Source organism: Clostridium muellerianum (assembly GCF_012926525.1).
Taxonomy (GTDB): domain Bacteria; phylum Bacillota; class Clostridia; order Clostridiales; family Clostridiaceae; genus Clostridium_AM; species Clostridium_AM muellerianum.
Window position 1 is genome coordinate 1 of record NZ_JABBNI010000021.1, and the last position, 14,659, is coordinate 14,659.

Sequence of the window (14,659 nt, forward strand, 5' to 3'; positions counted from 1 at the left end):
TTGTTTGGTGAGAGATTCAATTATAACATGAAATAGGGGGTCATTGTTTTTTTTATTTAAAAAACTCTGTAACCCTTGATATATAAAGAAAATTTATAAAAATAGTGTAAAAAAATTTTACACTAACCAAATATAGAAGGAGGATAAGAAATGAAACAAAAATGTAAAATATGGTTAAGAGCTGCAAGACCTTTTTCTTTAACAGCTTCTATAATACCAGTTACAATAGGTGCCATATTTGCTGGAAAAGAATCAAAATTTCAGTTTACATACTACCTAATTTCTTTATTGGCTGCTGTACTTTTACAAGCTTCTGTAAATATGCTTAATGATTATGATGATTTTACAAATAAAGTTGATACAAAAGAATCCGGCTCTTCTAGTGGTGTTATCTTTGAAAATTTGTTAACTCCTGGAGATCTATCTAAAGGGGGGCGTTTAATTCTAGCCTCAGGATGTATGCTAGGATTATTTTTAGCTTTTAAAAAAGGTGATTTCATTCTGCTTCTAGGAACCATAGGCGCTTTAAGTGGTTATTTCTATACAGGTAAGCCACTTATGTTAAAGTATAGAGGTTTAGGCGCTCCTTTAGTATTTATAATCTTTGGTCCTTTAATGGTTCTCGGTGGATATTTTGTACAACTTCAGAGGATCAGTGCCAGTGTACTTTTGTTATCCATCCCTATTGGGCTTTTAACTACAGCAATTTTACATGCAAATGATATTAGAGATATTTATAATGATAAAAAAGCTGGAATAAAAACTATATCTATAATAATTGGAAGGACTAATTCCTGTTATATTTACTATGGATTAATTTCTTTTTCCTATATTGTTGTTCTAGGTATAGCTTATTGTAAAGTTATCCCTATTGGAAGTTCACTTTGTCTAATTACATTGCCAGCAGCATTAAAAAATATGAATAAATTGCATATGTCTAATGGATCTACTTCTGAACTAGCTACACTTGACCAAGAAACTGCAAAACTTCAGGGACAATTTGGAGTTATCCTTATTATTTCGATACTATCTTCTTATATAAGATAATGCATTTTTAAAGAAATAACAATTACATATGCTAGTCTATTTTTTGTAATACTGCATCCACAGAACCCTTAGATAGCTTAAGCTTCTGCGGAACCTGTCTTCTTGTCTTACAAAAAATACCCGTCACATATTGGACTTGTTATTTTCTTTCAGATGCCTAAATGGAGGTATTAATCTTGAGCAATAAAAACTATAAATATTTAACTTTTACACTGTTTACAGCTGCAATTCTATGGTTCTTAATGTTTGTTATAAAACCCTTTAACTTTTGGATAGAAATGAGTGGATCAATATTACTATTAATATTGATGGCCTACTTTTCTAATAGAAATATCTTCTTCTTTGGAAAAATAAAAGGAAGATATATTCTAATTGGGGTAATTTCAGCCATAGCCTTATATGGGATATTTTACACTGGAAATATTATATCAGGATACTTATTTTCATTTAAAGATGCTCAAATTTTATCAGTTTACAGTAACAAATCAAATACAAACCTATCACTAATAGGTTTGTTGCTATTTTTTATAATTGGCCCAGGTGAAGAACTATACTGGAGAGGCTTTATACAAAATACTCTAGGTAAACAATTTGGAGAAAACAAAGGATATTTATTTTCAGTTTTATTATATACAGCTGTGCATATTGTTACAGGTAATTTTATGCTAATTATCGCAGCTTTGGTGTGCGGATTATTCTGGGGATGGCTTTACAAAAAAGAGAAGAGCCTTATTCCAGTTATTATCTCTCACGCTATTTGGGATTTAACAATATTTGTCCTGTTTCCACTAATGTAATTACTTTAATTATGTATATAAAAACATTCCAATAATTAATTTTTATAACTTCTTAATTTCTTCATAACTTCTTTATATATACACTGTATAATTCAATTACAATAAAAATTATTTTATAAATTAAAAAACAATTTGGAGGGATATATATATGAATTGTCATGGAGATAAAAAAGGAACTCATAAGCATAATCCATTAAAGCATATGATGCATATGATTCTCTGCTGTGGATTACCTATAATTATCATAGGATTATTGCCAATTATAACAAAATTAAGTCCTAATACTGGTAGTGTAATTGGGAAAATAACACCTTTTTTATGCCCAATAATGATGGTCTTTATGATACCAATGATGATAGGTAAAAATAAAAAAGAAAGTTGTTGTGATAGTAAAAAAAGTAATACAAATAGTAATGAAGTCCTATAGATTTAAAAGGATAAAGTTATTTTTAAGGAGAGAGTCTTTATATTAAAGATTTCTCTCCTTAAAAATAATCGCAAAATATTAACAACGGAAACTTGAATTATATATTATGGAACAAATTTAGTTATAAAAAGGGGATGCTGTGCATGATGAATACTACCATAGATGTTCAAAATATTTTCTCCTCTATAGCAGAAAAGTATGATAAGTTGAATTCAATTCTTACTTTTAATATAGATAAACTTTGGAGAAAAAAAGCTATTCGAATGTGTGATTTAAAAGTCAATGATAAAGTCCTGGATTTATGCTGTGGTACAGGTCAGATGATTTATCATGCCTGCAGAAAAGTAGGTAAAAATACTGAAGTTATAGGACTAGATTTCAATCAGGAAATGATTAATGTTGGTTATAAGAGACTTAATCATAGTATAGGAGATTACAAGTTCAAACTAATTAAAGGTGATATTCTATATCTGCCCTTTAAAGATAATAGCTTTCACCATGTAACAATTGCATTTGGTCTTAGAAATATTAAGGATAAAAACAAAGCTCTGTCAGAAATATATAGAGTCTTAAAGCCTGGAGGAAAACTAATTTGTCTTGAGTTATCTAATCCAGAGCTTCCTGTTATCAAAGAATTACATTCAATATATCTAACCTTTATTCTGCCCACTATTGGTTATATAGGTACAAAAGACAGAGAAGCTTATACCTACCTTAGAAATTCTGTAAAAAAGTTCATGTCGAAAAATGAATTAAAACATTTATTTGATAATGCTGGTTTTATAAGTACTGGTTATAAATCTTTAACTGCTGGAATTGCTTCTATTCATTATGGAGTAAAAAAATAGATACTAGTATAATATTCTATTAACTTATAGTTAGATAAAAAACCCGAATTTAGTTATAAAATTCATAACTAAATTCGGGTTTAAAATTATTTTATAGATTTTTAGCTCTATAGATATATCTTCATATTTTCTTCACAGCAAGTCTCTATAATAACAATTGTGTCGAGATATAGAAGAATAAATTATATATTAACTTTCTTAATTAGAATATATAGGTGGTGAAAAAATGAGCTTCAATAAAATCTCAATCCCAATAATAAAAGAACTTAATGAACTTGAATTAGAATTTAAAAACATTGCAGCAGAATTAGATGGGCCTATAAAAGAAGGTATATTTAGTTACTTTTTTTCAATTCCTGGCAAACGTCTAAGACCCACATTAACATTTTTATCTACAGGTGCTATTAATAGCACACTTACCCCATCTGCAAAACATAACTTAATTCAACTAGCAATAGGTTTAGAACTTATTCACAGCGCAAGTTTAATTCATGATGATATCATAGATGGCGACTTATTAAGACGGGGGCAAAAAACCTTAAATAAAACCTTTGGAAATAAAATAGCAGTGCTTACCGGTGATGCTTTGTACTCAAGAGCCTTTACTATTTTCTCAGATAGTCTACCAAAAGAATTTGCCAAGGTAATGGGTAGAGTCACCGAATCAATGTCTGCAGCTGAAATATTGAATGCTAAAAATCCATCACCAGATCGTGAAACTTATTTTAAAATCATTTTAGGAAAAACAGCATCCTTTATGAGTGCTTGTTGCATTCTTGGCAGCAGCATAGCTTATGCGACTTACGAAGAGTCTAATATGCTTTCTAAATACGGTGAAAACCTTGGTATGGCATATCAAATACTTGATGATTATATTGATGAAGATCCCGTTGCAATGAAAAATGTAACTATTGAAGATGGATTTCAATTTGCATATAATGCTAAAGCTTCTATCGGGAATTTAAAAGACTCAGCATACAAGCAAAGCTTAATTATGTTAGTAGACTATGTTTTAGATTTTTATAGTCCTAAGGTAGAGAATGCATTATAGTAACTAGTTTCTTTTACTTTAAGTTATAAATAAAAAATAGGAGTGTGTATACAAATGAAATTTTTTCGCGATAAAAGATTTGCTATTCTCTGGACAGTGCTTAGAATATGGCTTGGTTATGAATGGATATCTGCAGCCATTGAAAAAGTGTCTAATCCTACCTGGGTAGGAAGCAAAGCCGGAGTGGCTATAACGGGTTTTCTAAAAGGGTCTTTATCTAAGGCTACTGGCGATCATCCTTTAGTACAAGGTTGGTATGCTAGTTTCGTTCAAAGTGTTGCTCTGCCTAATGCCAAAGTTTTTAGCTATTTAGTGGCCTATGGTGAATTACTAGTAGGAATATCCTTAATTCTTGGTGCTCTAACAATTGTTGGTCTACTTGCTGGGGCATTTATGAATTTAAACTATATGTTAGCTGGTACAACTAGTACAAACCCTAATCTATATACTGTGGCTATTCTACTTATGGCTGCTGGATCAAATGCTTACATATTTGGTCTTGATAAATTTATCGTACCTAGGCTAAGTAAACTTTTCAATAAAAATTCTAATATAAAGACGTTAACATAATTTTGTCACTATTATCAACTCTAAAAAACAAAAATATTAACCTAATTGTAAAGGAAGGTATTCAAAATGAAAAACAAACTTATTAAAAAGTTATCAATTGTTTCAGCTTTAGTTCTAACTTTATCTACATCAGTATTAGCTGATGGTACTGGAAAAATGATAGAACAGACAGTTGATGGAATTAAGTCAACTCTTATGCTAACAGGAGATAAGGCTAAAACTGGTGAAAATCAGTTAACACTTAAATTATCTGATGATAAGAACAATCCGATAAATAACGCTGATGTTAAAGTATCTGTAGAAATGGATAAAGGTAGCATGGGTGATATGAGTATGGATGCCTCAAAGCCTGAAACCATACAATTTAAAAAAGGCCATGAAGATGGCGAATATGTTGGAACTGTAAAATTTAGTGATAAAGGTGAATGGAAAGTTAAAACAAGTTTTATGACAGGTTCTGTGGAAAAGATGGCTGATTTTAATGTTGATGTAGTAAGTTCTGGACCTAACTTCCTTGTTGTTGGAGGCTTCTTAGTGGTAACTGCCCTAATTATAATAACTGCTGGGATATCAAAGAAGAATAAAAAAGCCATAAAATCATAGAAAGTGAGGTAATGTTTTGTGTCAGAAAAGAAGAAAACTACGATTGATCAAGAAAAAACATACTCATCACATGACAAAAACCTTTTAGACAACAAAAAATTTGCAAGCTTTATGAAAAGCAAATGGTATCCAGGTGTTTTTCAATGGCCAGTAGCAATAGTATTTGCTTTTATAGTTTATCAACTTTTATTCGGTTCAACAAGCGCCCATGATAACTTTGGTACTGCTGCAACCTGGGTATTATGGTGGCCTCTACTGCCAATTATAATGTTATTATTAGGTAGATTTTGGTGTACAATCTGTCCTTTTGGCACCCTTAACGATCTAGTTCAAAAATTTGTTGGTAATAATCGTCCTGTACCTAAATTTTTAAAAAAATATGGAATTTGGATTATTGATGCAATATTCATCTTAATTACGTGGAGCGATCACATTTTTGGTGTTGTTGAATCACCAAGAGGTTCTGGTAACCTTCTCTTACTAATTACTCTAGGAGTAATTGCTTCCGGTGCTATATTTGAACGTAGAACCTGGTGTAGATATGTTTGTTTTTTAGGAGGATTGTCTGCTAACTATACTAGAGCAGGTATGATGGAACTTAGAGCCACTCCTGAAAAATGTGCTAAATGCAATGTTGCCGCTTGTTACAACGGAAATGATAAAGCAGCAGGATGTCCTATGTTTGAATTTCCAAGAATTATGGATACTAACGCAGAGTGTAATTTCTGTGGTAACTGCGTAAAGAGTTGTCCAAATAATTCTATTAAAATATCAAGACGTGTGCCCACTAGAGAATTGTGGTTTATCCGTAAGCCTAGGCTTGAAGAATCTTTTCTTGCTGTTGTAATTATGGGCATAGTATTTGTACAGAACATCACTATGCTTAACATATGGGAACCTATACTAAATTGGCTTGAAAAAGCTACTGGTACAGATAGCTACTATGTAACCTTCACCTTAACCTTTGCTATAGCAATGCTAATCCCTATAATCCTGTTATTAACAACAGGATTAATTGCTAAAAAGTTTAACAAAGATTCTGCAAAAGAAAACTTTACTAAATTTGGATATGCTATTATCCCACTAGATATGGCTGCCCATATAGCTCACAACCTTTTCCACTTATTAGCGGAAGGAAAATCAATCTTCTATACTTTCATGGGACTATTTAATATTGAAATGAGTGGTTCAACAGCAATTTTGGATACTCCAACAATACAATCTCTTCAATATATTTTAATTGCTCTTGGAACTATAGGATCAATATATACTGCATATAAACTTGCTAAGAGTAATTATGGTGGTAAAAATACTAAGTCCTTAAAAACTTCAATAGTATATAGTACTTTAATAGTAATACTAGGTATTATAAATATAGTACTATTCATGCTTCCAATGGCAATGCGTATGTAACTTAAATGCTATCGAAAAAACAATAAATTAATTGAATTGCATAAAATTATCTTTAAATAGAAATGTAAAAAGCTTTCTTTAGCTAATTTAAATTTACAACCAAAGAAAGCTTTTAATATTTCATTTTATTATATACCAAATAAAAATTTTATCCTATTATAAAATTAAATAAGTAACCAGTAAATACTATACCTAATGCTGCTACTCCAAAGAATACTGCTAATAGTTTAGGCTTTAAAACCCTTCTTAAAAGAATTGCTTCTGGCAAACTAAGTGCTGTAACAGCCATCATGAATGCTAATGATGTTCCCATTGCAACTCCAGCTCTTGTAAGTTCACTAACTAATGGAATTACTCCAGCAGCATTAGAATACAATGGAACTCCAATTAATACAGCTACAAATACTGCAAATGGATTATTCTTTCCTGCATATTTTGCCAATGCTCCTGCTGGAATCCATCCATGTATAAAACCACCTATGGCAATACCGATTATTACATATAACCATATTTTCTTTATCAAATCCTTAGTAAAATTCCAGGAATCAATTAATCTCTCCTTTGTAGTTGGATCGGGCATTTCTAAATCAGAATTCATCTGCATTTCATAAACGTATCCCTCTACATGCTTTTCCATTTTTAATTTTCCAATTATAATACCACTTACTATTGCAATTATTTCACCAGAAACTACATAAATTACAGCTACTTTTATTCCAAACAGACCATAAAGAAGTCCTAATGCAACTTCATTTACCATTGGTGCAGCTATTAAAAAAGAAAATGTAACCCCAAGAGGTACTCCTGCTTCAACAAAACCAATAAAAAGTGGCACTGCAGAACATGAACAAAATGGTGTAACAATTCCAAGTAACGCTGCAAGAACGTGCCCAATAAATGTGCTTCCTTTACTCTTTGCAAGTATCTTTCTTGTTTTTTCTGGTGGAAAGAAACTTCTTATAAAGGTAATTACATAAATAATAATTAATAGCAATATAAATATCTTTATGGTATCAAATACAAAGAAATTTAAAGCGCTTCCAATTCTACTTTCTTTAGCAATTCCAAATATATTATAAATAAGCCAATCAGCAAAAATTTGTATAGGTGTAAACATATTACCCCTCCATTCTAATTATAACCTTATAATTAAATACTTATGTAGTTTTCTAATATAATGGACTTCAATCCTATTAAACTAGGGTTAAAGTCCTGTTTTAATAAAGCTTATCTCTACATTTCATCATTAATATATTTCTTAATTTCATCAACAGTACAAACTTTACCATACATTTTAACCTTTTCATTAATAACTATGGCAGGTGTTCTCATAACTCCATATTTCATAATATCTTTAATATCCTCTACTTTTGTAATGTCAGCTTCTAAATTTAGCTCTTTAACAGCTTCTTTTGCATTAGCCTCAAGCTTTTTACAATTTGAACAACCTGATCCCAAAATTTTTATTTCCATAATTTACTCCTCCTAAATTTATATATAATTATTTTATTTAGAATCATGAAAATCACTCATAACAAGCTTATCTACACTATCAATTATATTTTTTATTTCTTCACTACTAATCCTGTAATGAGTATTCATCCCAACCTTCTCAGATGATAGTATACCCGCTTCCTTAAGTATTTTTAAATGCTGAGATAAATTAGCCTGACTGAATTCTATATCTTCATTTAATTTACATACACACTTTGGTCCATCATACAAAAACTTAACTATTTTATATCTTATAGGATGTCCTAATGCTTTAAAAACTTTAACGCTTATTTCTTCTTTATTCATATATTTATCCTCCGAGGAATATAACTATATAATTAAATTGTTATATAGTTAGTATATACTTAGTAATTTACTTTGTCAATATCACTAACATAAAAATCATATAAAAATTAAATAGCACCTTATGAACCACTCACTGTTTAGATAATTACTTAGTCTGTGCTTTATAATTTTTATGACCTCCAGATATGTTATAGACTTTCTTAAATCCTCTGTTTATTAATATATTCTGTGCTGCATTTCCAGTTACACCTTTATTACAGTATGTTATAACAACCTTTCCTTTATCTAGTTCACCAGCTTTTTTTCTTATCTGATCATGAGGTATATTTATTGCACTATCTACATGAGCTTCTTCATATTGCTTATTTATTCTCGCATCTATTATTGTAACATCTTTCCCATTATTAACTAATTTATTAAGTTCATCAGGAGTTATAAGCTCTCTTCCTCTATTTATTGCATTATCCAAAATCATTCCTGTATATATTACAGGATCTTTAGTTGTTGAAAATGGTGGTGCATAAGATAAATCTAAGTGGAATAAGTCTTCAACTTTAGCTCCAAAAGTTATTGCTGTAATAAATACATCTATTCTCTTATCCACTCCAGCGTATCCAACAATTTGAACACCAAGAAGTTTTCCTGTATTTTTATCTGCAATAGCTTTAATGACCATCTCTTATTTCTAATCCTATAAAACCAGTTCCTACTATAACTACAGATTTAGGTTTGTTCTTCATTATATATTCTTTGATTTTGTCTGCCTGTTTAACATTTCTTAAATAAAATACGTTGCTTTTTTCTACTCCTGGTATATTAGATACTATTGGCTTCGCGCCTGTTGCAATAACAAGTTTATCGTAACTTTCATTAAACACATTATTAGTATCTAAATTTTTTATAGTTAAAACTTTATCTTCAGTATTTATTTTTAGAACCTCATGTCTTCTAAACACATCTACATTATATTTTTTCTTAAAGAACTCTGCATTTCTTGGTGTCAAGTCATCTCTATCAACTATTTCTTCACCTATGTAATAAGGTAATCCACATCCTGAGTAAGATATATCATAATCCATATCAAAGATTTTAATTTCAGCATTTTCATCATTTCTTCTAATCTTTGCTGCTGCAGATGTTCCACCAGCTACAGCACCTATTATAACAACTTTCATAAACATTATCGCCTCTCGTAATCATTATTACTTAAAAATTTACACTAAAAATATTATTTAAAAACTATAAATATTAAAATCAATATGGTTTTTGCTAATTTCTTTGATTATATACCTATAAAATACTTTATTTTAAACTCTATAATATTCAACTTTAACAGGCTTTTTCAAATACTATTGAATCTATATCTAAGTATTTAAGTGAATTCCCTAATTAGGTATATATCATTAAAATCAACAAAAACCAATTAATAATTATATAACTTCCTTTCATTCAATAATAAATTGGCATTGTATACTATTTTTCTTGTTTCAATCCAAAATATTTTCTTCCCCACAATAAGGCTACGTTAACAAGTGCAATCATAACAGGTACTTCAATTAATGGTCCTATAACGGCAGTAAAAGCCTCCTGAGATTGAATGCCAAAAACTGCTACTGCTACTGCAATTGCTAATTCAAAATTATTACTTGCAGCTGTAAATGATAAGCTAACTGTTTTATGATAATCTATTTTTGATTTATAACTTATAAAGAAAGATACTGAGAACATAATTAAGAAATATATAAGCAAGGGAATAGCAATTCTTACCACTTCCATTGGCAATTCAATAATATATTTTCCTTTAAACATGAACATTATAACTATAGTAAATAGTAATGCTATTAAAGCTAAAGGACTTATCTTAGGTACAAAGGTTTTAGTATACCATTCCGTTCCTTTCTTAGGTTCCAAAAGTAATCTTGTAAGCATACCTCCAATAAACGGAATACCTAAATAGATAGCTACTGAAGAAGCTACTTCACCCATAGAAACATGAACTTGCATCCCTTGCAATCCTATGGCCTTTGGTAATACAGTGATAAATATATAAGCAAATATTGAATAGAATACTACCTGAAATATAGAGTTAAACGCTACTAATGCTGCTGCATACTCACTATCTCCATCTGCAAGACTATTCCATACAATAACCATAGCAATACATCTTGCAAGTCCTATAAGAATTAAACCTACCATAAGATGTGGATACCCTCTGAGGAATATAACTGCTAAAGTAAACATTAATACTGGTCCTATAACCCAATTTTGAACTAACGAAAGAGTTAATACTTTTGGATTACGAAAAACCTTTCCAAGTTCCTTATAGTTAACTTTAGCAAGTGGTGGATACATCATAACTATTAGTCCTATTGCTATAGGAATAGATGTTGTTCCAATTGACAAATTTGACAATGTATTAGATAGACCTGGCATGGCCCATCCTAAAAATATTCCTAATGCCATTGCAATAAAAATCCATAGTGTTAGATAACGGTCAAGCCATGATAATCTTGATGATTGACTACTCATATTACCCCCCCTAATAACTTCTAATTATCTTTAATCATTAATGAAACCTAATTTTTCATCTTTTAATTCAGAATAAAATATATTACTATTATATTAACAGCCTTTATTCAATTGTTTTTTCTACTAAACTTCTTATTTTATTTAATTAAATCTAGCAACCTATCACCTTTTACTTCTTTTTCTTTCCACTCAATAACTGCAAAATTTCCATCAGAAATTTCACTTACTTTATTTATCCAGGCTATCTCATTGCTTGCTTTTGCTCTGAGAACAGCATTGGTGGTATCAGTTGCAGATAAACTTGAATTTATAATCCACCATTTACTATTAATACCTGCCCTCTCTAAATCAGCCTCTAATCTCATAGCCTCATATACAGGTGTGGCTTCAGCTAAAGTTACAATTATAACTTCTGTTTCATTAGCATTTCTAAGCTTAGGTAAAAGCTTTTTAACTGATTCCGGTATATTCCCTTGTGAACGCTCAATTTCTTTATTGTAACTTTGGGTAGAATCTAACAGCAGCAGTGTATGTCCTGTTGGTGCAGTATCTATAACAACTATTTCATTTTCAGACCTTTCAACTATTTCTGCAAAAGCTCTAAATACTGCAATTTCTTGAGTACACGGAGACCTTAAATCTTCTTCTACATAAGCCAAGTCTTCTTCTCCCATTGTTTCTCTAGCCTTACTTAAAACTTCTTCTTTATACTTTTCCAATTCCTTTTTTTCATCAATATGACTTAAGGTAATACCATAGCTATCATCTAAAACAAACTTCAAGTGTGCCGCTGGATCTGTAGTAGTTAAATGCACTTTTTTATCTCTTTCTGCAAGACCTAAGGCAATAGCTGCTGCTATTGTGGTTTTTCCAACTCCACCTTTCCCCATTGTAAAAATTACTTTTTTATTTGTACTATATAAATCATCAATGACTGTTTTTAATTTTAGCATCTTTTCATTATTTAAAGTTTCATCACTATATTTAATATTATCTTCCTTTAAAAAAGCTCTTACATTTTCAAGACCTGTTACATTATAAGGTCTTAATGGAATTTTGTATGTCTTTAATTTTCTTAAATGTTTTGGTATATTTTTTAAAACTTCTTCTTGCTTTTTATAAATTGAACTTGAAAGGCGGTCATCATGAATTTTTAACACTCCATTAATAAGTAATATTTGATTATTTACTCCTATATCTTGTAGTTCCTTGGATGCCCTTTCTGCCTCCTTTAAAGGTGTTCTTTGTGGTCGCGACACAAGTATAAGTGTGGTCTTTTCTCCATCTGCTAAAGTTTTTACAGCATTTTTATATACTTCTTTTTTACTTTCAAGTCCTGCCAATTGTCCTAAACAAGATGCTCCATGTGTATTTTCACTTATAAAATTACTCCAAGCTGATGGAAGCTGCAGCATTCTTAAGGTATGACCTGTTGGTGCAGTGTCAAATATAATGTGTTCAAATTCTTTTTCTACTTTTTCATCAGTTATAAAATTAGAAAATTCATTGAAGGCTGCAATTTCCACAGTACAGGATCCTGAAAGTTGTTCCTCCATATTTTTTATTACTGAGTCTGGAAGTTTTCCTTTATATGGCGAGATAGCACTTTCTCTATATTCTCTAGCAGCTTGCTCTGGATCAAAATTTGCTACTACTAATTTTGGTACTTCTTTAATAGCAATTCCTTTATTATTTAACTCTGTATTAAATACATCCTGAAGGTTTGAAGCTGGATCTGTGCTTATAAGCATAATTTTTTTCCCTTGATCCGCTAAAGTAACTGCAGTTGCACACGCTGCTGATGTTTTTCCAACTCCACCTTTCCCAGTAAAAAATATATATTTAGTTAACTCTAAATTTTCTAAGGAAAAATTCTTTACCATAGTTATCCCTCTTTTCTTCAATTAGCAACATCCACCATTACAACCACATCCTCCAGACTTCTTTTTTAACTTAAGTCCAGTTTTTAAATAATCCCCTGGTATATCAAGTAATTTACAAAATTCCTCATTAGTAGGATATGATCCTTTCTTTACTACAACATTATCAACTATAGTAACTGGTAATACATCTACTCCTTCAATATTTAAAATCTCATTAATAACTTCGTTGTCAACAAAAGCCTGAGGACTACTTGTTAAATTGTGTCTTTCAACCACTATACCTTTTCTTTTCAAGTTATCTAGCACTGTAGCTACTCTTAACAATTCTGGATCAACTCCTGGTCCACATACTCCTGTTGAACAACACATAGCTGGATCGAAAATAATCATCTTTTTCATATCTTATCTCTCCTTTATTTAAAATAACATTTTATTTAATGGCTATCTGATGTAACAATCTCACTAAATAAGATTCATTGATTACTGCTCACTACAATTGCATTTATTTTTTTCTTTACAAATACAATCATCTGTATCAGTAAAAATCCCCATTAAAAACAACACTAATTTACTTGTATTATTATTATCCAAACAATAATGACTCCATAAACCTTCTTTCCTAGATTTTACAAGTCCACATTCCATTAACACCTTCATATGGTGTGATAAAGTAGGTTGTGTAAAATCAAAATGTTCTAGTATATCACAAGCACATTTTTCACCACAGGATAATATATCAAGAATTTTTAATCTACTTGGATCTGATAAAGCTTTAAGTATTCTCGCATTCATTTCATAATTTCTGTCCATTTTACCACCTCATATATAGATATCTATCTATCTATAGTATATAACAATTGTCCGCTCCTAGTCAATATTACGTAGTTTTTAATCATTAAATCATCAACTATATTTATGATAATCTATATTCAACATTTTATGCATTTATATATAAAGTGTTCCTATTATTCTTCGAAACAATATAAATTACTCAAATTTGTAGAGTTTTTATTTATGTAATAGTATTCTTTGGTAGATGAAAAACTAAAAATTCGAATATCAATTAAACCATAGCTTTATCTAAAGAATTACATGATATTTTTAAAGATAAGCATAAATTTTTATGCTGCAGAGTTCTAACAAAAGATATGAATCTTGGTTCTAAGGAACATATGAGACAGTTCACTTATTTTACAGGAGAGATCATAGAAGAATGTGCACAGATAATATCTGAAGAATTAAATCTACAACCAAAATAATCAACATTATTTAATATAAAACTCCCATATTTATATGGGAGCTTTAATAATTTGTAATTTTCTAAAAAGATTAATATATAACTTCATTTAAAAAACTTCAAATCGCTTAGCTTTCATTAATTTTTTATTATATGTTTTTTGTAGGTTTCTAATATACTTATAAGAATACTTTATTTAACTTCTACTTACTATAAAATGATAAATATTTTAAACTAATCTTCAGTGGATTTTTTTAATACTATTGAATCTTCCTCTAAATATTTAGGCGAATTACCTGGACTACTAAATGGCTTTTGCAACATCCCTACAAGTTCCCATCCATCCTCTCCATATTTATTTAATTTTTCTTCCATAGTTAGATTTTCATCTGAATTTAAAAAATGATCAACTGTAAACACCTTATATTGCCATGTCATAATCAATTCACTCCTT

Annotated in this window: 16 protein-coding genes and 1 pseudogene; 8 read left to right on the forward strand and 9 right to left on the reverse strand. The window is 30.1% G+C overall.

The window, feature by feature from the left end; all coding sequences use genetic code 11:
* Window positions 1-150: 150 nt before the first annotated feature.
* The 8 genes from menA (at window position 151) to HBE96_RS11690 (ending at window position 6,756) form a co-directional block, all read left to right on the forward strand.
* On the forward strand, window positions 151-1,047 hold the full coding sequence (gene menA / locus HBE96_RS11655) for a 1,4-dihydroxy-2-naphthoate octaprenyltransferase (RefSeq protein WP_169297928.1): 897 nt from the start codon (window positions 151-153) through the stop codon (window positions 1,045-1,047).
* Window positions 1,048-1,208: 161 nt separating this feature from the next.
* Window positions 1,209-1,844, forward strand: coding sequence for a CPBP family intramembrane glutamic endopeptidase (locus HBE96_RS11660; protein ID WP_169297929.1), 636 nt, complete (start codon window positions 1,209-1,211; stop codon window positions 1,842-1,844).
* A 148-nt stretch (window positions 1,845-1,992) separates the two neighbouring features.
* A complete protein-coding gene (locus HBE96_RS11665) occupies window positions 1,993-2,271 on the forward strand; it encodes a hypothetical protein (RefSeq protein WP_169297930.1) in 279 nt (92 codons plus the stop codon).
* Window positions 2,272-2,414: 143 nt separating this feature from the next.
* Window positions 2,415-3,119: a bifunctional demethylmenaquinone methyltransferase/2-methoxy-6-polyprenyl-1,4-benzoquinol methylase UbiE gene (ubiE, locus tag HBE96_RS11670; RefSeq protein WP_206154910.1), complete on the forward strand. Its 705-nt coding sequence runs from the start codon at window positions 2,415-2,417 to the stop codon at window positions 3,117-3,119.
* Between the two features lie 226 nt (window positions 3,120-3,345).
* Window positions 3,346-4,170 carry a polyprenyl synthetase family protein gene (locus HBE96_RS11675; RefSeq protein WP_169297931.1) on the forward strand — a complete coding sequence of 275 codons (825 nt, stop codon included), beginning with the start codon at window positions 3,346-3,348 and terminating at the stop codon, window positions 4,168-4,170.
* A 54-nt stretch (window positions 4,171-4,224) separates the two neighbouring features.
* Complete coding sequence (locus HBE96_RS11680; RefSeq protein ID WP_169297932.1) at window positions 4,225-4,740, forward strand: DoxX family membrane protein; 516 nt, start codon at window positions 4,225-4,227, stop codon at window positions 4,738-4,740.
* A gap of 66 nt (window positions 4,741-4,806) precedes the next feature.
* The gene (locus HBE96_RS11685) at window positions 4,807-5,343 is read left to right on the forward strand and encodes a FixH family protein (RefSeq protein ID WP_169297933.1); all 537 of its coding nucleotides are present in this window, start codon (window positions 4,807-4,809) and stop codon (window positions 5,341-5,343) included.
* Window positions 5,344-5,361: 18 nt separating this feature from the next.
* Window positions 5,362-6,756, forward strand: coding sequence for a 4Fe-4S binding protein (locus HBE96_RS11690; protein ID WP_169297934.1), 1,395 nt, complete (start codon window positions 5,362-5,364; stop codon window positions 6,754-6,756).
* A 148-nt stretch (window positions 6,757-6,904) separates the two neighbouring features.
* On the opposite strand, the gene HBE96_RS11695 is transcribed toward HBE96_RS11690, so the two are convergent.
* From HBE96_RS11695 to HBE96_RS11735, 9 genes and pseudogenes are all read right to left on the reverse strand, one after another.
* Window positions 6,905-7,873 carry a permease gene (locus HBE96_RS11695; RefSeq protein WP_169297935.1) on the reverse strand — a complete coding sequence of 323 codons (969 nt, stop codon included), beginning with the start codon at window positions 7,871-7,873 and terminating at the stop codon, window positions 6,905-6,907.
* 116 nt (window positions 7,874-7,989) lie between these two features.
* Window positions 7,990-8,229, reverse strand: a complete 240-nt coding sequence (locus tag HBE96_RS11700) for a thioredoxin family protein (protein ID WP_169297936.1) — start codon at window positions 8,227-8,229, stop codon at window positions 7,990-7,992.
* Window positions 8,230-8,262: 33 nt separating this feature from the next.
* Complete coding sequence (locus tag HBE96_RS11705) at window positions 8,263-8,556, reverse strand: ArsR/SmtB family transcription factor (RefSeq protein ID WP_169297937.1); 294 nt, start codon at window positions 8,554-8,556, stop codon at window positions 8,263-8,265.
* A gap of 145 nt (window positions 8,557-8,701) precedes the next feature.
* Window positions 8,702-9,731, reverse strand: a pseudogene (locus HBE96_RS11710) (FAD-dependent oxidoreductase).
* A 298-nt stretch (window positions 9,732-10,029) separates the two neighbouring features.
* On the reverse strand, window positions 10,030-11,085 hold the full coding sequence (gene arsB / locus HBE96_RS11715; RefSeq protein WP_169297938.1) for an ACR3 family arsenite efflux transporter: 1,056 nt from the start codon (window positions 11,083-11,085) through the stop codon (window positions 10,030-10,032).
* A 137-nt stretch (window positions 11,086-11,222) separates the two neighbouring features.
* Window positions 11,223-12,968, reverse strand: a complete 1,746-nt coding sequence (gene arsA / locus HBE96_RS11720) for an arsenical pump-driving ATPase (RefSeq protein ID WP_169297939.1) — start codon at window positions 12,966-12,968, stop codon at window positions 11,223-11,225.
* A gap of 21 nt (window positions 12,969-12,989) precedes the next feature.
* On the reverse strand, window positions 12,990-13,367 hold the full coding sequence (arsD, locus tag HBE96_RS11725) for an arsenite efflux transporter metallochaperone ArsD (RefSeq protein ID WP_169297940.1): 378 nt from the start codon (window positions 13,365-13,367) through the stop codon (window positions 12,990-12,992).
* Between the two features lie 81 nt (window positions 13,368-13,448).
* The gene (locus HBE96_RS11730; protein ID WP_169297941.1) at window positions 13,449-13,778 is read right to left on the reverse strand and encodes an ArsR/SmtB family transcription factor; all 330 of its coding nucleotides are present in this window, start codon (window positions 13,776-13,778) and stop codon (window positions 13,449-13,451) included.
* A 661-nt stretch (window positions 13,779-14,439) separates the two neighbouring features.
* Window positions 14,440-14,643, reverse strand: coding sequence for a DUF4177 domain-containing protein (locus tag HBE96_RS11735; RefSeq protein ID WP_169297942.1), 204 nt, complete (start codon window positions 14,641-14,643; stop codon window positions 14,440-14,442).
* Between the last annotated feature and the right edge of the window lie 16 nt (window positions 14,644-14,659).

What these genes read in the sequence shown, in the direction of transcription:
- HBE96_RS11680 (WP_169297932.1), top strand. Translation starts at nt 4,225, where the DNA reads ATGAAATTTTTTCGCGATAAAAGATTTGCTATTCTCTGGACAGTGCTT.
- arsD (WP_169297940.1), bottom strand. Translation starts at nt 13,367, where the DNA reads ATGAAAAAGATGATTATTTTCGATCCAGCTATGTGTTGTTCAACAGGA.
- arsA (WP_169297939.1), bottom strand. Translation starts at nt 12,968, where the DNA reads ATGGTAAAGAATTTTTCCTTAGAAAATTTAGAGTTAACTAAATATATA.
- ubiE (WP_206154910.1), top strand. Translation starts at nt 2,415, where the DNA reads ATGATGAATACTACCATAGATGTTCAAAATATTTTCTCCTCTATAGCA.
- HBE96_RS11675 (WP_169297931.1), top strand. Translation starts at nt 3,346, where the DNA reads ATGAGCTTCAATAAAATCTCAATCCCAATAATAAAAGAACTTAATGAA.
- HBE96_RS11735 (WP_169297942.1), bottom strand. Translation starts at nt 14,643, where the DNA reads ATGACATGGCAATATAAGGTGTTTACAGTTGATCATTTTTTAAATTCA.
- HBE96_RS11700 (WP_169297936.1), bottom strand. Translation starts at nt 8,229, where the DNA reads ATGGAAATAAAAATTTTGGGATCAGGTTGTTCAAATTGTAAAAAGCTT.
- menA (WP_169297928.1), top strand. Translation starts at nt 151, where the DNA reads ATGAAACAAAAATGTAAAATATGGTTAAGAGCTGCAAGACCTTTTTCT.
- HBE96_RS11695 (WP_169297935.1), bottom strand. Translation starts at nt 7,873, where the DNA reads ATGTTTACACCTATACAAATTTTTGCTGATTGGCTTATTTATAATATA.
- HBE96_RS11660 (WP_169297929.1), top strand. Translation starts at nt 1,209, where the DNA reads ATGGAGGTATTAATCTTGAGCAATAAAAACTATAAATATTTAACTTTT.
- arsB (WP_169297938.1), bottom strand. Translation starts at nt 11,085, where the DNA reads ATGAGTAGTCAATCATCAAGATTATCATGGCTTGACCGTTATCTAACA.
- HBE96_RS11665 (WP_169297930.1), top strand. Translation starts at nt 1,993, where the DNA reads ATGAATTGTCATGGAGATAAAAAAGGAACTCATAAGCATAATCCATTA.
- HBE96_RS11730 (WP_169297941.1), bottom strand. Translation starts at nt 13,778, where the DNA reads ATGGACAGAAATTATGAAATGAATGCGAGAATACTTAAAGCTTTATCA.
- HBE96_RS11705 (WP_169297937.1), bottom strand. Translation starts at nt 8,556, where the DNA reads ATGAATAAAGAAGAAATAAGCGTTAAAGTTTTTAAAGCATTAGGACAT.
- HBE96_RS11685 (WP_169297933.1), top strand. Translation starts at nt 4,807, where the DNA reads ATGAAAAACAAACTTATTAAAAAGTTATCAATTGTTTCAGCTTTAGTT.